We start from the raw sequence: 17867 nt of genomic DNA, 5'->3' as shown, positions 1-17867 counted from the left end.
GTCCGCGCCCTCGCGGAGCACTTCGGCGTCCCGCCGCGCGACGTCGAGATCGTGCGCGGGCACACCGCCCGGGTGAAGCGCGTCGAGGTCGGAGAGTGAGCCGGGGCAGCGCGCTGATCGACCTGCGCCCCCTCACCTCCTCGCCCGCATTCGCGCGGCTGTGGATCGGTTCCACGCTCTCCGGCATGGGCGGCCAGCTCACGGTGGTCGCGGTCATGCTGCACGTGTTCGAGTTGACGCAGAGCACATTCGCGGTGTCGATGATCGCCGTGGCGGGCTTGGTCCCGATGGTCCTCGCGGGGCTCTACGGCGGCATGCTCGCGGATGCCTTCGACCGGCGCACCGTGGCCCTCCTCGCCGCCTCCGTGACGTTCGTGTCCACCGCGCTGCTCGCGGCCCTGGCGTGGACGGGCATGGAGAACGTGGCATCCCTCTTCGTCCTCAGCGTCGTCAACTCGGCCGCGAACTCGATCGTCATGGCCACGCGCTCGGCGATCACGCCCCGTCTCCTCCCCCGCGATCTCCTCCCCGCCGCGGCGGCCCTGCAGGGCGTCACGGTCGGGATCATGGTGATGGCCGGTCCGGCGCTCGCGGGCGTCCTCGTCGCGTTCGCGGGCTACGCGTGGACCTACTCGCTCGACGTACTGCTGATGACCTCGCTGTTCCTCGGCCTGTGGTCGCTGCCGCGCCTGCGACCCGAGGGCGAGATCGTCCGGCCCGGTCTGGAGTCCTTCCGCGACGGCGTCCGGTTCCTGCGCCGCGCCCCGAACATCCGCCTGCAGTACCTGCTCGACATCATCGCGATGACGTTCGGCCAGCCGATCGCCCTGTTCCCCGCGATCGGTGCGGTCCTCCTCGGCGGCGGCGCGATCACGACCGGCATCCTCACCGCGGCGATCGCGGCGGGAGCCTTCCTGTCGAGCCTCTTCTCGGGGCCGGTCGGGCGCGTCCGCCGACAGGGGCTCGGGATCGAGCGGGCGATCCAGGTCTACGGTCTGTCGATCGGGGTGTTCGGTGTGATCCTGCTCGCCGCGACGCTCGGGTGGATGCGCCCCGCGGACACCGGTGAGAACTCCGGCGCGGTCGTGCTCATCGTGCTCGCGGCGGTCGTCCTGGCGGTCTCCGGAGCGTCCGACAACGTCAGCGCCATCTATCGCTCGACGATGATGCAGGCGGCGGTTCCGGATGCCATGCGCGGACGCCTCCAGGGCATCTTCATCGTCGTGGTCGCCGGCGGCCCCCGCGTCGGCGCCCTCTACGCCGGCACGCTCGCGACGCTCACGTCGCTGTGGGTGCCGCCGCTCCTCGGCGGCATCCTGATCCTCGCCCTCGTCGGCGTGCTCGTGCGCTTCTCACCGCGGTTCCGCGAGTACGACGCGCTGAATCCGGTGCCGTAGGGTCAACGACCGGCGGATTCCGGACGTCTGAGCCGGTCACGCCGACGCATGTCGGAGCCCGGGCCTAGGGTCAAGATCGTGGCATCCGCTCCGTCCCCCTCCCCCGTCTCCGTCACGGTGCAGTTCGTGCTCACCGGCATCGTGTGGGGGTCGAGCTTCCTGTTCATCGCCGTCGCCCTCACCGGCATGACGCCCGCGCAGGTCGCCGGCGGCCGTCTGCTCTTCGGCGCGCTCGCCCTGGCGGCGGTGGTCGCGATCCGGCGGGAACGGATGCCGCGGAGCCCTCGGGTCTGGGCGCACCTGTGCGTGCTCGGCGTGACGTTCTGCGTCGTGCCCTTCCTGCTGTTCGCGTGGGCGGAACAGCACGTGTCGTCCGGGCTCGCGAGCATCTTCAACGCCACCACGCCGATCATGACGGCGATCATGGCGTGGGCGGTGTTCCGCGTCGAGCGACTCCGCGCGGGCCAGCTCGCGGGGATTGCGCTCGGCATCCTGGGCGTCGTCGTCATCATCGCCCCGGGTGCGCTCGCCGACCTCGGCGGCAGCACCGTCGCGCAGCTCGCGCTCCTCGGCGCCACCGCGTGCTACGGGTTCAGCCTCGCGTACATGCGCCGGTTCCTCGGGAACGCCGGGCTGTCGGGCATCGCGTTCGCGTTCGGGTACATCGGCCCGGCTGCGGTCCTCATGCTGCTGCTGTCGCCGCTGATCCTCGCCGAGCCGATGCGCCTGACTCCCCCGGTGATCGGGAGCATCGTCGCGCTCGGTGTCCTCGGCACGGGGCTCGCCTACGTCTGGAACCAGAACACGCTGCGCGCGTGGGGTCCGACCCGCGCGTCGACCGTGAACTAAATCACCCCGGTCGTCGGGGTCGCCCTCGGCATCCTGGTCCTCCGCGAACAGCTCACCTGGAACGAGCCGACGGGCGCGGTCATCGTGTTCCTCGGCATCCTGCTCGTGCAGGAGCGCGTGCGCTTCGGCCGCCGGGCACACGCCTGACAGCGGCGCCCGGGCGGCGCTCCCGCACACCCGAAAACGACGATGGCCCCGGATGCCGAAGCATCCGGGGCCATCGTGAAGGGTCGGGCGATCAGGCCTGCAGGGCGAACTGCAGGTCGAGCTCGATGGTGACGTCCTTGCCGACGAGCACGCCGCCGGTCTCGAGGGCGGCGTTCCAGGTGAGGCCGTAGTCCTCGCGGTTGATGACCGTCTTGGCGGTCGCGCCGGCCTTGTAGTTGCCCCACGGGTCGGTGCCGAAGCCACCGAAGTCGATGGCGAACGTGGCGGGCTTGCTGACGCCGCGGATGGTGAGCTCACCGTCGACGAGGAAGTCGCCGTTCTCGACGCGGGCACCGGTCGAGCGGAAGTCCATGGTGGGGTACGTCTCGGTGTCGAAGAACTCGGCCGAGCGGAGGTGCTGGTCGCGGCCCTCGTCCTTGGTGTCGACCGAGGTGACGTCGACGGACGCCTCGACCGTGGCCTCGAGCGGGTTCTCGGGGGCGACCAGGGTCGCGCTCTTCATGCCGAAGGTGCCGCGGACCTTCGAGATCATCATGTGGCGGACGGTGAAGGTCACCTCGCTGTGCGAGGGGTCGAGCACCCAGGTGCCCGCCTTGTAGCCGGGGATCTCGAGCGTGGTCGTGTCGGTCATGTCACTCCTTGAGGTCTGGGGAGCCAGATCGGCGTCCTGCCGGGGTCCAACTCGCATTCATCCGAATGTATTCCACGATTCCCGAAAAACACGAACCCGAGGGGCCGGGGCTCCCTCGGGTGCGTGAACAGGCGGTGAAACAACCGGCGGAACGCCGGGTCAGCCCACCTTGAGCAGGTCGATGATGAAGATGAGGGTCTTGCCGCCGAGGAAGTGGCCGCCGGCGGGACCGTAGGCGAGGTGCGGCGGGATCACGAGCTCGCGGCGACCGCCGACCTTCATGCCCGGGATGCCGTCCTGCCAGCCCTGGATCAGGCCGCGCAGCGGGAACTGGATGCTCTCGCCGCGACCCCAGGACGAGTCGAACTCCTCGCCCGACTCGTACTCGACTCCGGCGTAGTGCACGGTGACGGTGTCACCGGGCTTGGCCTCGTCGCCGTCGCCGACGATGATGTCGCGGATGACGAGGTCGGAGGGGGCGGGGCCGCTGGGAGCGTCGAACTCCGGCTTGGTGCGATCAGTCATGACTCCATCCAAGCACGCGCCCGGCACCCGCGAACCCCCTGGACAAAGACTCAGCGCCCGGTGCCGCGGCGATGCCTGCGTGTCTCCCGGGCGCTGAGTTGGCCTACATCGATGGTGCTCCCGCTCCCCGACGTGTGTCAAGACCCCCGCTCAGCGGGCGAGGAGCGCCGCTCGGGCGGCGGTGGTGCGCTGCAGCAACTCGCGCTCCTGGGCGGGCGCGGTGGCGTCACGACCGGAGAGCGCGCGCTGACGCGCGGCGGCGAGCGCCGTGGCATCCCGGATGAAGGTCTTCATCACCGCCGAGCGGTCGCCCGGCAGGGAACGCGCCCACGCCACCGACGACCGGCGCCCGGGGCCGGTGGCGAGCATGTCGACCTCCTGCGGCGTGAACCAGCCCGCCGCGGCGTACTCCCCCAGGCGCGCCCGGGTGAGCCGCGCCTCCTCGCGACGGAGGGCCAGGATGCCGAGGATGAAGAGCACGAACAGCGGCACCTGCAGCGTCGCGTAGACCTCGAAGAAGTTGAAGAACGTCGCCGACCCGTTCCACAGCCCGTGCAGCAGCATCGCGCCGACGAGTCCGGGCAGCGCGTACCGCATCGCGGGTCCGGTGCGCAGCGCTCGACGTGCGGCCAACCCGAAGGCGAAGCCCGTGAGGCTCGTGAACATCACGTGCGCGAACGGCGACAGGACGGCCCGCAGGAAGAACACGCTCACGACCTGCACCGTCCCGCCCTCGATGAAGCTCACGGCGAAGTACTGAATGTTCTCGGTGAACGCGAACCCGGCGCCGATGAGAGCTCCGTAGACGATGCCGTCGACGGGACCGTCCAGGTGCCGGCGGGCGCCCGCGTACAGCAGGAGGAGCCCCAGGCCCTTCGCGATCTCCTCGACGATCGGCGCTTGCACGACGGAGCGGAACACGTCGCCGAGGCCACCGGTGAGGAAGGACAGCAGCGCGTCGACGCCGAGGGCGATCGCGACGGCGGCGATGGCGCCCCACGCCACGGCGAACACGAGGAGTCGGCGCGGTTCGGGTTCCCACCGGTCGATGAGCCGCACCGCGAACCACACGATCACGAACGGCACCACCGCGAGGATCATCCCGACGATGGATGCCGCGGGTCCGAGGAACCTCAGGAAGTACAGCACGAGCAGCGCCAGCACCGGCACGAGGAGCGCCGCGGCGACCCACAGGATGGCTCCGCCACGGCGGGGGCGTGGAGGGACGACGGCGGCGGTCGCGGAGGCCGGCGCGTCGGCGATGCGGGCGGGCTCACCCGGACCCGGCTGCCACAGCGGCGAGGGGTAGCTCATGCGGACAGCCTAGGGGGCGCCGGCGGAGCGGCCCGCGGACGGTTGCGGCAGCCGGGAACGGCATCCCGCGCCGACTGGACCGGTAGCGTGGAGGCATGCGTTTCGCCCACGTCCGTTCCCCGGAGGCGGCGGATGCCCCTCGCCTGATCACCGTGCACGGCGAGGAGTACGCGTTCGTCGATGAACTCTTCCCGGGCGCTCCGTCGACCCTGGAGCAGCTCATCGCCGGCGGCGACGACCTGCTCGCGCGCGTACGGGAGAGCGCGGACGCCGGGGCGCGGCATCCGCTCCCGGGCGTGAACTTCGCCTCCGCGGTACTCGCTCCCCCGACCATCCTCGCGGTCGGCCTCAACTACGCCGCGCACTCCGGCGAGCTCGGGCTGAAGACGGATGCCGGGCCCACCGTGTTCGTGCTGTGGCCCAACTCGTTGACCGCGCACGAGGGCACGACCTCGTGGCCCCGCACCCTGAGCGAGGCCGTGGACTACGAGGCCGAACTCGGCGTGATCATCGGGCGCCCGGGTCGTGACGTGGCCGAAGCCGACGCCCTCGACCACGTGTGGGGCTACACCGTCGTCAACGACATCACGGCGCGGAACATCCAGTTCTCGGAGGCGCAGTGGTCACGCTGCAAGTCGTTCGACGGCTTCACCCCGACCGGCCCGTTCGTCGTCACCGCCGACGAGATCCCCGACCCGCAGGACCTCCACATCTGGACGGTCGTCGACGGCCACACGGTGCAGGATGCCTCGACGGGACAGATGGTGCGGTCGGTCGCGACCCTCATCCACAAGCTGTCCGAGTCGGCGACCCTTCTCCCCGGGACGCTCATCTCGACCGGCAGCCCCGGCGGCGCCGGCTACTCCCGCGATCCGCAGATCTTCCTCCGCGACCGCTCGACCGTGACCGTCGGGATCGACGGCATCGGCGAGCTCACGACGCACTGCCGCATTCTGGACTGAACCCGCGCTCGCGTCGCGGCCCCGCGTCCGCGGCATCCCGCGCTCCTGCCGCCGAGACTGCATCCCGCTGACGAAACCGCTGCAGCGTGCAGTGGAGATGTCAGCCGGATGCAGTCTCGCGGATCGGGGCCCGGGGCGAGGCCCCGGCGCGCGGCGCTGGGGCCGAGGCCTCAGTCCTCGACGACGCTGTCGGCCGCGCGGATCACCGGGATCGCCTCGGTGATCGCCTGCAGGCCCGAGAGGCGCGCGGGCGAGATCTGCTTCATCACCTCGTCGCGGGTCATGAGGCCGGCCTCCACCACCAGGTCGGCGACGTTGCGGTGCGTGAGGAGGGCGGTCTTCGCGAGCGCCGCGGCCGCGGCGTACCCGATGAAGGGCGTCAGGGCGGTCACGACGCCGACCGACGAGCCGACCATCGCGCCGAGACGCTCACGGTTCGCGGTGATGCCGTCGATGCAGTTGACGCGCAGCGTCCACATGGCCTGACGCATCCAGGTGATCGACTGGAAGATCGAGTGCGCGATCACCGGCTCGAACGCGTTGAGCTGGAGCTGGCCGCCCTCGACCGCCATCGTCACGGTGAGGTCGGCACCGGCGACGGCGAAGGCGACCTGGTTCACGACCTCGGGGATCACCGGGTTCACCTTGCCGGGCATGATGCTCGACCCCGCTTGACGTGCGGGGAGGTTGATCTCCCCCAGGCCCGCCTGCGGGCCGCTGGAGAGGAGCCGCAGGTCGTTGCAGATCTTCGAGAGCTTGATCGCGTTGCGCTTGAGGGATGCCGAGAACGACATGAACGCGCCGGTGTCGCTCGTCGATTCGACCAGGTCGGTGGCCGTCGCGAGGTCGAGCGCGGTGATCTCACGGAGGTGGCGCAGCACCGCCGGACCGTACTCGGGGTGCGCGGTGATGCCGGTGCCGATGGCCGTCGCGCCCATGTTGATCTCGAACAGCAGGTACGCGTTCTCGGTCAGACGGCTGTAGTCCTCGCCGAGCGTCGTCGCGAAACCGTGGAACTCCTGTCCGAGCGTCATGGGCACGGCATCCTGGAGCTGCGTGCGTCCGACCTTGAGGACGTCGTGGAACTCCTCGGCCTTGCCGAGGAACGACTGCCGCAAGAGCGCCAGCTCCTCCAGCAGGCTCCGGAGCGTCAGCGACAGACCGATCTTGATCGCGGTCGGGTAGACGTCGTTGGTCGACTGGCTGCGGTTGGTGTCGTCGATGGGCGACAGGAAGGCGTAGTCGCCCTTCTCCCGCCCCGCCATCTCGAGCGCGATGTTGGTGATGACCTCGTTCGCGTTCATATTGGTCGACGTGCCCGCGCCGCCCTGGATCACGCCGACGGTGAACTGGTCGTGGAACTCGCCGTCGATCACGCGCTGCGCGGCCCGATCGATGAGATCGGCCTTGCCCGGGTCGAGGACGCCGATCTGACGGTTCGCGCGCGCCGAGGCCTGCTTCACCATCGCGAGGGCCACGACGAGATCGGGGTAGACCGAGATGGGTCGCTTCGCGATGGGGAAGTTCTCCAGCGCCCGCGCCGTGTGGATGCCCCAATAGGCATCGGCGGGGATCTCGAGCGAGCCGAGGGAGTCGGTCTCGATGCGGGTGCGCGTCATTGCGTCCAAAGCCATGGGGGATGTCCTCGTGGGTCGTTCACGGCGGTCAGGGATCCCCCGAGCCTAACCACCGCCCGTACGACCGTCGCTGGACGCCACGGCCTGTCGCCGGGTTCCTCCCCTCCGCGACGTACAGCGTCTCACCGCTTGCGCGAGAAGGCCTCGAGGCGTTCCTCGGGGGTCAGGGCGGCCATCCGCGCGACCCACTCGGGAGTGAAGTACCCGGCCGGCTCGGCATCCACCACCGGCACGACGGCGTGGGTGATGGTGTCGTCCCACACGTGGACGAGGTGGAAGGACTGCCCGGCATCCATGCCGTTCACCTCGTCGGCGGGCCGCGCGAGGTCCATCGTGTAGCAGGAGGCTGCGGAGACGCTCACCGGCACCCCGGCGAACGTGCCCGACGTCGAATAGTGCAGGTGCCCCGCGAGGATCGCCCGCACGTCGCTGCCCGCGATCGCCGCGGCGAGGCCCGGCTGATCGCGGAGCTCGAGGATGTCGAAGAACGGGATGTGGGTCGGCAGCGGCGGGTGGTGCAGCGCGAGGATCGTGCCCAGCGGCGCGGGTTCGGACAGTTCGGCGCGCAGCCACTCCAGCTGAGCGGCGTCGAGGTCGCCGTGGTGCCACCCCGGGACACTGGAGTCGAGCGCGATCAGGCGGAGGCCGCCGAGGTCCCACACGCCCGTGACGGGTTCCTCGGTCGGTTCCCCGTCGAGCAGACCCGCCCGCAGAGCGGGACGCTCGTCGTGGTTGCCCGCGACCCACACCACCGGCGCCCCCAGGCGGGCGGCCCACGGGTCGACGGCCTCGCGCAGCGCGCGATACGCCTCGGGCTCGCCGAGGTCGGTGAGATCGCCGGTGAAGACCACGGCATCCGGACGGACACCCGTCGCCTCGGCCGCCTCGAGGGTCCGCCGCAGGTGCGCGGCGGTGTCGTAACGCCCGCCCAGCAGACGGTCGCCGGCGAGCAGATGCGTGTCGCTGAGATGGAGGATCACGCGCCGCGCGGGCGCGTGCTGACCGAACTGCACCGATGCCATGCCCTCAGCCTACGAGGGGGCACCGACAGCCCGCGTCAGTGGAACAGGATCAGCAGGAGCGCCGCGAGAACCGCCGCGGCGCACACCGCGAAGCACGCGTAGGCCGCGGCGAGCGCGAGCCGCTTCTGGCCCGTGCTCAGCGGATTGCGCGCCGCCGCCTTGGCCACCGCCTTCTCGGCGCGACGCTTCTGCTTGTCGGTCAGCACGGTGATGGCATCCGTGAACTCCACCGGGGCGACCAGCGGCGGACGCCCGCCCCGCACGAGGAGCCGGAGGCCCAGGGCGTAGAACGTCACGACGATCGCGGCGCCCAGGAGGGCGGCCACGAAGACGTGCAGGAAGGCTTCCCAGTTGATGATCATGCGTCTCGGTCCTTCCCGGCCTGGGCTCGCTCGAGGCGCAGCTGCCGACGCGTCGGACCGGGCTTGCGCGGCACCTTCACCGCGGCCCCGGAGTCGGCGACCTCGCTCATCGCGTTGGCGGATGTGACCTCGTCGCGACGCGAGCGCAGGAACAGGCCCAGAATGATCGCGACGGCGAGGACGGCGTCGACCGCGACGCCCCAGCCGCCCAGCCACACGACGATGAGCGCTGCGGCGGCTCCGACGGCGCCGGCCGCGGGGAGGGTGAGCACCCACCCGACGGTGATGCGCCCCACGGTCCCCCAGCGCACCGTCGACCCGCGCCGACCGAGGCCCGAGCCGATCACGGATCCCGAGGCGACCTGCGTGGTCGAGAGCGCGAAGCCGAGGGCACTGGATGCCAGGATCGTCGCCGCCGTGGACGTCTCGGCGGAGAAGCCCTGCGCCGGCTTGACGTCGGTGAGCCCCTTGCCGAGCGTGCGGATGATGCGCCAGCCGCCCATGTACGTGCCGAGCGCGATCGTGAGCGCGCACGCCAGCACGACCCAGATCTGCGGATCGGGTTCGGATGCCGACTGCCAGCCGACCGTGATGAGGGCGAGGGTGATGACACCCATCGTCTTCTGCGCGTCGTTGGTGCCGTGCGCCAGGGCGACGAGCGACGACGTGAAGATCTGCCCCCACCGGAAGCCGTCGCGGCCGTCCGCCTTCATGTCGTAGCGCCGAGTGACGCCGTACGCGATCTTCGTCACGGTGAAGGCGATGATGCCGGCGGTCAGCGGGGCGATCAGCGCCGGCAGGATCACCTTGCTGAGCACCACGCCGGTGTCGATCGCCGAGGCGCCGACCCCGACGAGCGTCGCACCGATGAGCCCCCCGAAGAGCGCGTGCGACGAGCTCGAGGGCAGACCCAGCAGCCACGTGAGCATGTTCCACGTGATCGCGCCGATGAGGCCGGCGAAGATGATCGGCGGGAAGATGTCGGGACTCAGCTGGTCCTCGCGGATCATCCCGCCCGAGATCGTCTTCGCGACCTCCGTCGACAGGAACGCCCCCACGAGGTTGAGGCTCGCCGCGAGCAGCACGGCGACCTTGGGCTTCAGCGCGCCGGTCGCGATAGGCGTCGCCATCGCGTTGGCGGTGTCGTGGAACCCGTTGGTGAAATCGAAGAACAGTGCCAGGACGATGACCAGCACGATGACGAGGGCTGCGCTCTCCACCGATCGCTTTCCGTAAGGGGGAAGGGAGGGATGCCGACGGGATCGGCGCGGAGAACGAAGAGTTCACCTGACGTTAGACCCGCGTTCACCGGGCCGACGACATCATTTCACCGGTGCCCTCGCCGGTCAAACGGGAGCCCTTCCCGGAACTCGATCGGACAGACGACGGATCCCCCGCACCTCGTGCAGGGGATCCGTCGTTCCTCACTTGCCGTAGTTGGCGCGGATGCGTTCGAGCAGGTAATCACGGGCCGTGATCGGCTCCCACGCGCCGCTCGGGCTCTCCATGACCACGTCGCGGTCGGCCTGCGCGAAGTAGGCGATGCTGTAACGCGCGTCCTGGTTCTCCCCCGCGCGCGGTCCGCGCACCCGGTGGAAGTTCGACGGCAGGGCGTCATCGCTCCAGCGCATCAGCATGTCGCCGATGTTGCACGTGATCGAGTCGCTCGTCGGCTGGACCGGGGTCCACGACTCGGTCTCCATCTCCCGCCCCGGCAGCACCTCGAGGCCGCCCTGACCATCGCGCTGGAAGAGCAGCGTGAGGACGTCGAAGTCGGTGTGGGCTCCCGCGCGCCACGGGGCGTCCTGTCCACGCGCCTCCGGCGGAACGGCGAAGTAGTGCAGCAGCCGCAGCGCGCTCTGGTAGTTCGGCGACTGCGGGTTGTGCGCACGCTCGAAGAAGTCGGTGTCGAAGGCGAGCTTCTGAGCGAAGCACGACAGGACCTTCATCGCGAGCTCCCACGCACGGTGTTCGAAGTCGAGGATCGTGGCGCGGAATCCCGGGAGCTCCGCCTCGGTCGGCCACAGGTCCGCCATGTGCGGGAGCGTGACCTGGTACGACTCCTTCTGGTCCGGGACGCCGATCGAGGGGCGCACCTGGGATCGGAACTCGTATCCGGCGTTGTCCTCCTTGCGGAGCGGGTACTGCGCCTTGACCTCGGCGGGGAGCGCGAAGAACCGCTGCGACATCTCGAAGACGGCATCCACGACGGAGGAGGGGATGCCGTGGTTGACGATCTGGAAGAAGCCGATGTCGGTCGCGGCAGCCCAGAGCTGGTCGGCGATCTCATCGCGGCGCGCGTCGAAGTCGCTCAGGTCGATGCGGCGGAGTTCTCGCGTGGTGTCGATCGTGCCGTCGCCGCCCATTCGACGCTCTTTTTCCAGCTCGATCAGGGAAGAGGTCTCGCTCATGATGATCCGTTTCTGCCCGAGGGCGGAGGAATCGACGCGGTGATGATCGCGCCCGGCGTGAATACATGCAATTCGACGCCCGCGAGAATCAGTCTTCGCCATCTACGGCATATTTGTGCTGGTGCCGCGTTAATTGCATGTTAATTCGCGTGCACGCGACGTCGTCTCACCGCGAGGGACCGGACGTGCGCGGCGGCGAGTTCTCCCGCCCCCACCGCGTCTCCGCGACGTACGGCGGCGATGATCCCCTCGTGCTCGGCGATGGCCAGGGCGCTGTTCTCGGGTGCGGCCCACATGTCCGCGGAGATCAGGTGGCCGAGGGCCTCGAGGCGCATCAGCGCCCCCGTGAGCGGCTCACTGCCCGCGTGGTCGCGCAGCAGGGCGTGGAACCGCACGTCCCACGCCGCCATCGCGGCCGGGTCACCGCCCTCTTCGCTCTCGCGCCGGGCCTCGTCCAGGACACGGTCGAGTTCGTCGATCTCGGCCGAGTTCATCCGCGCCGTCGCCCGGCGGGCGGCGAGCTGGTCCAGGCTCTCCCGCAACTCGAAGACGTCGTCGACCAGCTGCGCGTCCAACGCTCGGACGCGCGCCCCGGCGTAGGGCACGTGTACGGCCAGACCCACCGCGATGAGCTGCTGGACGGCCTCGCGCACCGGACTCCGACTGACCCCCAATTCCGAGGCCAGTCGCGGCACGCTCAGCGCACTCCCGGGCGCGATCGTCCCCCGCAGGACGCGTTCCTGCAGCCGCTGGTACACCTGTTCCGCGAGCAGCGGATCGTCCGTCGTCGTCACGCTCGTCCCTCCTCGCGGCACCCGCCGCCCATCGGATCCCACGGTAACGTCCCCGGCCCCGGTGCCGCCCGCCCCGCGTCCGGCGATCCGGCCCGCTCGTTGGGGGCCTGTGCCCCTCGTCGGCGGCTAGCGTGGAACAGTGACCGACTCCGCTGAATCCGCCCCCGTCGCCGCCCGCCGTCCCACTCCCCGGGTCCACCACGGCGACACGTTCGACGACCCGTACGAGTGGCTCCGCGCCAAGGACGACGCCGAGGTGATCGCCCACCTCGAGGCCGAGAACGCGTACACGGACGCCCGCACGGCGCACCTGGCATCCCTCCGTGACGAGATCTTCGGCGAGATCAAGGGCCGCACGCTCGAGACCGACCTGTCCGTGCCCGCCCGTCGCGGCGACTGGTGGTACTACGGCCGCACCGTCGCCGGCGCGCAGTACGGCATCCAGTGCCGCGCTCCCCTGGCGTCACCGGATGACTGGACCCCGCCCGTGCTCTCGCCCGACGAGCCCGTGCCGGGCGAGCAGGTGCTGTTCGACGGCAACGTCGAGGCGGAGGGCACCGATTTCTTCTCGCTCGGGAGCTTCGAGGTTTCGAACGACGGCACGCGCATGCTCTACGGCATCGACGTCGCGGGTGACGAGCGGTACACCGTGCGCGTCCGCGACCTCGTGACCGGCGAGACGCTCGCCGACGAGATCCCCGGCACCTTCTCGGGTGCGACCTTCTCCCCCGACGGCCGCTTCATCGTCTACACCACCGTCGACGACGCGTGGCGCCCCGACACCGTGTGGCTGCACGAGATCGGAACGGGAGTGGATGCCGACGTGCAGCTGTTCCACGAACCCGACGAGCGGTACTGGGTCGGCGCCGACTTCACCCGCAGCGACCGGTTCCTCGTCATCGGCGTGGGATCCTCGATCACTTCGGAGGAGCGGCTCCTGGACGCCGACGACCTGCGCGGTGAGGCACGGGTGGTGTGGCCGCGGCGCGAGGGCGTCGAGTACTCGAGCGAGCACGCCGTCGTCGACGGCGAGGACGTGCTCTACGTCCTGCACAACGACGGCGCTCTCGATTTCGAGCTCGTCCGGGTGTCGGCATCCGACCCGCAAGGCCCGCGCGAGACGGTGATCCCCCACCGCGCCGGTGAGCGTCTGCTCGGCGTCGACACGTTCCGCGACTGGGGCGTCGTCGCCTACCGCCGCGACGGACTCGCCCGTCTCGGCCTGCTGTCGTACACCGACGGAGCGGTCACCGAGATCGCGTTCGACGAGCCGCTCTACAGCGTGGGCACCGGCGGCAACCCCGAGTGGGCACCGCCCGTGCTCCGCGTGGGTTACGGCTCATTCGTCACCCCCGGCACGGTGTACGACTACGTCATCGAGACCGGCGAGCTGCTGCTCCGGAAGCGGCAGCCGGTGCTCGGCGGCTTCGACCCCGAGGACTACGGCCAGGCACGCGCGTGGGCGACCGCCGACGACGGCACGCAGGTTCCCATCTCCCTCGTGTGGAAGCGCTCGTTCGGGGAGCCCGGGGCGTCCCTGCGGCCCGTGCACCTGTACGGCTACGGCTCGTACGAGCACTCGATCGAGCCCGGATTCTCGGTGCCGCGCCTGTCGCTGCTCGACCGCGGAGTGGTCTTCGCCGTGGCGCACGTCCGCGGCGGCGGCGAGATGGGCCGTCAGTGGTACGAGGACGGCAAGCTGCAGGCCAAGCGCAACACGTTCACCGACTTCGTCGCGGTCGCCCGTCATCTCGTGGCATCCGGATACACCACGCCCGACCGGCTCGTGGCCGAGGGGGGAAGCGCAGGCGGTCTGCTCATGGGCGCCGTCGCGAACCTGGCGCCGGAGCTGTTCGCCGGCATCCTCGCGGACGTGCCGTTCGTCGACGCCCTGACGACGATCCTCGACCCGTCCCTCCCGCTCACGGTCATCGAGTGGGACGAATGGGGCGACCCGCTGCACGACGCCGACGTCTACGCGTACATGAAGTCGTACTCGCCGTACGAGAACGTGCGCGAGGGGGTCGCGTACCCGCGGATCCTCGCCGTCACCTCCCTCAACGACACCCGCGTGCTGTACGTCGAGCCCGCCAAGTGGGTGCAGCGTCTGCGCGAGGTGGGCGCCGACGCGCTGCTCAAGTGCGAGATGGTCGCCGGCCACGGCGGCGTCAGCGGCCGCTACAACGCCTGGCGCGAGCGCGCGTACGAGCTCGCGTGGCTGCTCGACGTCTTGGGGTTGGCGGCGTAGGGCGGTTGCCGGGCGCGCCTGTCCCACTCTTGGCGCTGCATGTCCCACTTCGTGCACATGAAGGGGGCCTCAGCCGCACATAGTGGGACACGCGCCGTCAGGACCGCGGGGTGCGCCTGCGCCGACCCCGGGGTGCGCCTGCGCCGACCCCCGGGGGTGCGCCTGCGCCGGGGCGGGGTGCTGGGGCATGTCCCACTCGGTGCAGGAATCGAGTGGCTGAGTCGCACATAGTGGGACGCGCCACGCTGGCTACGGCTGACCGACCGCGGCCCAGCGACGGTGTCCCACTTTGTGCAGATGAACGCCGGCTCAGTCGCACATAGTGGGACACGGGCGGTGGACCACCCCTCCTCCCCCGTGCCGTCATCTGCGACATCCTCCACAGATGTCTTCGCCGGCGCACCGGCGCCAGGCAGCGCGCCGCCATGCTCGGCGGATGGTCGATCACCCTCAGATCTTTTCCGTTCGGGATGCCATGGCCTCCGGCCGCTCCCGCTTCGCGCTGCGTCACGTCGGTGTCAGAACGCCCTACAGCGGTATCCGCTCGTCCGCGCCGCCGCCTAGGCTGGACGACCTCGAGGCGCGTGTCGCCGAGTACGTCCCCCGGCTCCGGAACGGACAGTTCTTCAGCCACGAGACGGCGCTGGGATTACTCGGCGCCCCGCTCCCTCCGTACCCTCATGTTCCCGGCATCCATGTGTCTGCGCATCGTCCTCGGCGGGAGCCACGGGTGACGGGCATCCGAGGTCACCGCCTGCAGACACGCGATCCGGCGGTCGTCCTCACCCCGCGGGGCTGGCCCGTCGAGCATCCGGTGCGCGCCTGGCGGCAATGCGGGACGGTGTGGCGGATCGACGATCTCGTCGCTGCCGCGGATTTCCTGCTCACCGACGCCGAGCCGCGGGTCGAGGCGCATGAACTCGCGGCAGAGATCGCACGCATGGGCGACATACGCAAGCACCTCCTCACGCGCGCGCTCGGCCTCAGTCGCTTCGGCCCGCGTTCGGCCTACGAGACGCGACTGCGGCTTCTCCTGATCCGCCACGGACTCCCCGAACCCGAGATCTCCTGGGTCCTGCGCGACGCGGACGGGACCTTCATCGCCGAGCTCGATCTCGCGTACCCCGCCTGGAAGGTCGCCGTCGAGTACGACGGACGCGTCCATGCCGAAGACATGCGCAGTTCGCCCGGGATGCCGACCGCTGGGACACCATCCGCGAGTGCGGCTGGCACCACGTTCGCATCCTCTTCCACCACATGCGCGGAGACGGCACGGTGGCGGTCCGGAAAGTCCGTGAGGCTCTGGTCCGTGCCGGATGGCGGCCTTGACGCCCACCGTGTCCCACTTCGTGCAGGAATCTGCGACCGGATCCGCACCAAGTGGGACATCGCGCGCCGTGGAACGCGCCGCAACACGCCAGGCAACACACGATGTCCCACTTGGTGCAAGAAACTGCGGGCGAATCCGCACGAAGTGGGACATGCAACGGCGGTGCGGGGCCGCGAGCGGTGCGGGTACCACGGCACACGCCGCCACCGAAAGACGTCGCCCCGCCCCGCGGCGGCGGGACGGGGCGACGGAAGCGGGGCTCAGCCGAAGAGCGCGGCGGCCTCTTCGTAGCGGTACAGCGGGACGCTGTTGAGCTCGCCGAGGGCGTCGGCGAACGGGACGCGGATGATGTCGGTGCCGCGCATCGCGACCATCTGGCCCCAGGCCTCGTCGGCCAGCGCGTCGGCGGCGTGCAGCCCAAGGCGGGTGGCGAGCACGCGGTCGAACGCCGACGGCGAACCGCCGCGCTGAATGTGGCCCAGCACCGTCGCGCGGGTCTCGATGCCGGTGCGGCGCTCGATCTCGGGGGCCAGCAGCTCGCCGATGCCGCCGAGGCGGGGGCGGTTGAAGGCATCCAGGCCCTTGTCGCTGAAGGCCTCCTCCATGCCGGTCAGCTTGAACCCCTCGGAGACGACCACGAGCGGCGCACGGCCGCGGTCGTGCGCCCGCGTGACCTGCTCGACGATCTCGTCGATCGACATCGGCACCTCGGGGATGCAGATGACGTGTGCGCCAGCAGCGATGCCGGCGTGCAGCGCGATCCAGCCGACGTGACGGCCCATGACCTCGGCCACCATGCAGCGCTGGTGCGAGTCGCCGGTGGTGCGGAGGCGGTCCATGGCGTCCGTCGCGATGTTCACCGCAGTGTCGAAACCGAAGGAGTAGTCGGTCGCGCGCAGGTCGTTGTCGATCGTCTTGGGGACGCCGATGACGTTGATGCCGTCGTTCGACAGGCGGTCGGCCGCGGCGAGCGTGCCTTCGCCACCGATGGCCAGGATGCCGTCGATGCGGTGCCCGTAGAGCGTCTTGGAGATGTTCTCGGCACCGCCGCGCACTCCCTCGTACGGGTTGGTGCGGCTCGTGCCGAGGATCGTGCCGCCGACCTTCGACAGGCCCTTCACCTCGTGGCGCGTCAGGGGGAAGAAGTCGCCGTCGACGACGCCGCGCCATCCGTCGCGGATGCCGACGAACTCGATGTCGTGGTTGGTGGTGCCCTTGAGCACGACGCCACGGATGACGGCGTTCAGCCCGGGGCAGTCTCCGCCGCTGGTCAGGATGCCGATCTTCATGCTGGAACCTCGCTATTGGGGATGATCGAGTCGGCGACGCTGCCGCGTTCGACATTAGTGCCCCACCCGGCGCGCTCGCCAAATGGGGGACAGCTCACGACGCTGCAACGCGCGAACGCCCCGGCGATACCGGGGCGTTCGACGGAGGTGTCAGGCCCCGAGCGCCTGCCGCAGCAGGTGCATGAGCGCGGAGAGCTGCACCGAGTCGCTGGACCCCGGCTCGATGGCGAGGCCATCCAGCGCGCGCTGCGCCAGGCCCTCCTTCGAGTCGATGAGCTCGGCGATCTTCGTGTCGATCGTGTGCGCGGCGATGATGCGCCACGCGGTGACCGGCTCTTCCTGACCGATGCGGTGCACGCGGTCGATCGCCTGCGTCTGCTCCGCGGCCGTCCACGACAGCTCGGCGAGCACGACGTTGGACGCGGCCTGCATGTTGAGCCCCACGCCGGCGGCGGTGAGCGAACACACCGCGATCCCGACAGACGGGTCGGTGTTGAACGCGTCGATCGCGGCCTGGCGCGCGGTCGAGGTCTGGTCTCCGCGCACCGACACCGCCTTCAGACCGGATGCCTTGAAGTGGGCCTCCGCGGCATCCATCACGTCGATGTGCTTGGCGAAGAAGACCACCTTGCCGACCGAGCGCTGGAGCTGCACGGCGTAATCCGCGGCGAGCTGCGCTTTCGCCTGGCCGATGCGGCGGACCATCGTGAAGACGTTCTCCGACCCGGTCCCGGCGGCCTTGCTCTCCTCGAGCTCGCCGTGGGCGACGAGGCGCACAATGTCCTCGTCGATCTCGCCCGGCGCAAGCCCGCGGTCGCCGCGCGCCTCGATGATGCGGCGGTACTTCGCCGCGAGGCGGGCGCCCAGCTCGCGCTCGGCGTGCCGGATCGACCGGCCGTACTCGTCGTCGAGCTCGACGGGGAGATCG

Annotated in this window: 17 protein-coding genes; 6 read left to right on the top strand and 11 right to left on the bottom strand. The window is 70.2% G+C overall.

From position 1 onward, the window contains the following. From I5G_RS24840 to I5G_RS22825, 3 genes are all read left to right on the top strand, one after another. A partial coding sequence (locus I5G_RS24840; RefSeq protein WP_022879810.1) for a DUF167 family protein occupies nt 1-99 on the top strand: 99 nt, incomplete at its 5' end. Beyond that, nucleotides 96-1397: an MFS transporter gene (locus I5G_RS15140; RefSeq protein WP_022879809.1), complete on the top strand. Its 1302-nt coding sequence runs from the start codon at nt 96-98 to the stop codon at nt 1395-1397. The genes I5G_RS24840 and I5G_RS15140, both read left to right, overlap by 4 nt. Nucleotides 1398-1475: 78 nt before the next feature. Beyond that, the gene (locus tag I5G_RS22825) at nt 1476-2246 is read left to right on the top strand and encodes a DMT family transporter (protein ID WP_306305789.1); all 771 of its coding nucleotides are present in this window, start codon (nt 1476-1478) and stop codon (nt 2244-2246) included. Nucleotides 2247-2484: 238 nt separating this feature from the next. Here the strand turns inward: I5G_RS22825 and I5G_RS15130 are convergent, their stop codons facing one another. The 3 genes from I5G_RS15130 to I5G_RS15120 form a co-directional block, all read right to left on the bottom strand. Then, entirely contained in the window at nt 2485-3045 is a 561-nt protein-coding gene (locus tag I5G_RS15130; protein ID WP_022879808.1) for a YceI family protein, read from the bottom strand. 159 nt (nt 3046-3204) lie between these two features. Then, nucleotides 3205-3570 (bottom strand): FKBP-type peptidyl-prolyl cis-trans isomerase, encoded by a 366-nt coding sequence (locus I5G_RS15125; protein ID WP_013583439.1) that lies wholly within the window; start codon nt 3568-3570, stop codon nt 3205-3207. Between the two features lie 150 nt (nt 3571-3720). After that, nucleotides 3721-4884, bottom strand: coding sequence for a PrsW family intramembrane metalloprotease (locus I5G_RS15120; RefSeq protein WP_022879807.1), 1164 nt, complete (start codon nt 4882-4884; stop codon nt 3721-3723). A gap of 95 nt (nt 4885-4979) precedes the next feature. On the opposite strand from I5G_RS15120, the gene I5G_RS15115 reads away from it, so the two are divergent. Then, a complete protein-coding gene (locus I5G_RS15115) occupies nt 4980-5846 on the top strand; it encodes a fumarylacetoacetate hydrolase family protein (RefSeq protein ID WP_022879806.1) in 867 nt (288 codons plus the stop codon). Nucleotides 5847-6016: 170 nt separating this feature from the next. Here the strand turns inward: I5G_RS15115 and I5G_RS15110 are convergent, their stop codons facing one another. From I5G_RS15110 to I5G_RS15085, 6 genes are all read right to left on the bottom strand, one after another. After that, nucleotides 6017-7480 (bottom strand): aspartate ammonia-lyase, encoded by a 1464-nt coding sequence (locus I5G_RS15110; RefSeq protein ID WP_022879805.1) that lies wholly within the window; start codon nt 7478-7480, stop codon nt 6017-6019. Nucleotides 7481-7605: 125 nt separating this feature from the next. Beyond that, nucleotides 7606-8505 (bottom strand): phosphodiesterase, encoded by a 900-nt coding sequence (locus I5G_RS15105; RefSeq protein ID WP_022879804.1) that lies wholly within the window; start codon nt 8503-8505, stop codon nt 7606-7608. 35 nt (nt 8506-8540) lie between these two features. Next, nucleotides 8541-8867, bottom strand: coding sequence for a hypothetical protein (locus I5G_RS15100; RefSeq protein WP_022879803.1), 327 nt, complete (start codon nt 8865-8867; stop codon nt 8541-8543). After that, nucleotides 8864-10087, bottom strand: coding sequence for an inorganic phosphate transporter (locus I5G_RS15095; protein ID WP_022879802.1), 1224 nt, complete (start codon nt 10085-10087; stop codon nt 8864-8866). Before I5G_RS15095 ends, I5G_RS15100 begins: the two co-directional genes overlap by 4 nt. A 204-nt stretch (nt 10088-10291) precedes the next feature. After that, nucleotides 10292-11278 carry an isopenicillin N synthase family oxygenase gene (locus I5G_RS15090; RefSeq protein ID WP_022879801.1) on the bottom strand — a complete coding sequence of 329 codons (987 nt, stop codon included), beginning with the start codon at nt 11276-11278 and terminating at the stop codon, nt 10292-10294. 140 nt (nt 11279-11418) lie between these two features. After that, entirely contained in the window at nt 11419-12072 is a 654-nt protein-coding gene (locus tag I5G_RS15085) for a GntR family transcriptional regulator (RefSeq protein ID WP_022879800.1), read from the bottom strand. A 139-nt stretch (nt 12073-12211) separates the two neighbouring features. Between I5G_RS15085 and I5G_RS15080 the strand changes: the two genes are divergently transcribed. Both I5G_RS15080 and I5G_RS25485 read left to right on the top strand, forming a co-directional pair. Further along, on the top strand, nt 12212-14320 hold the full coding sequence (locus tag I5G_RS15080) for a S9 family peptidase (protein WP_022879799.1): 2109 nt from the start codon (nt 12212-12214) through the stop codon (nt 14318-14320). Between the two features lie 436 nt (nt 14321-14756). Further along, nucleotides 14757-15941: a hypothetical protein gene (locus I5G_RS25485; RefSeq protein WP_148286512.1), complete on the top strand. Its 1185-nt coding sequence runs from the start codon at nt 14757-14759 to the stop codon at nt 15939-15941. On the opposite strand, the gene I5G_RS15070 is transcribed toward I5G_RS25485, so the two are convergent. Together I5G_RS15070 and I5G_RS15065 are read right to left on the bottom strand one after the other, a co-directional pair. Continuing rightward, nucleotides 15911-16939, bottom strand: coding sequence for a 6-phosphofructokinase (locus tag I5G_RS15070; protein WP_022879797.1), 1029 nt, complete (start codon nt 16937-16939; stop codon nt 15911-15913). The two genes, I5G_RS25485 and I5G_RS15070, sit on opposite strands and share 31 nt — an antisense overlap. Before the next feature lie 150 nt (nt 16940-17089). Beyond that, nucleotides 17090-17867: C-terminal helicase domain-containing protein (locus tag I5G_RS15065; RefSeq protein ID WP_022879796.1), on the bottom strand; the 778-nt coding region annotated here is incomplete at its 5' end.

The sequence above is a fragment of the Microbacterium sp. B19 genome, from assembly GCF_000333395.1.
Classification (GTDB): Bacteria; Actinomycetota; Actinomycetes; order Actinomycetales; family Microbacteriaceae; genus Microbacterium.
This window is presented reverse-complemented; position numbering and strand designations above follow the sequence as displayed.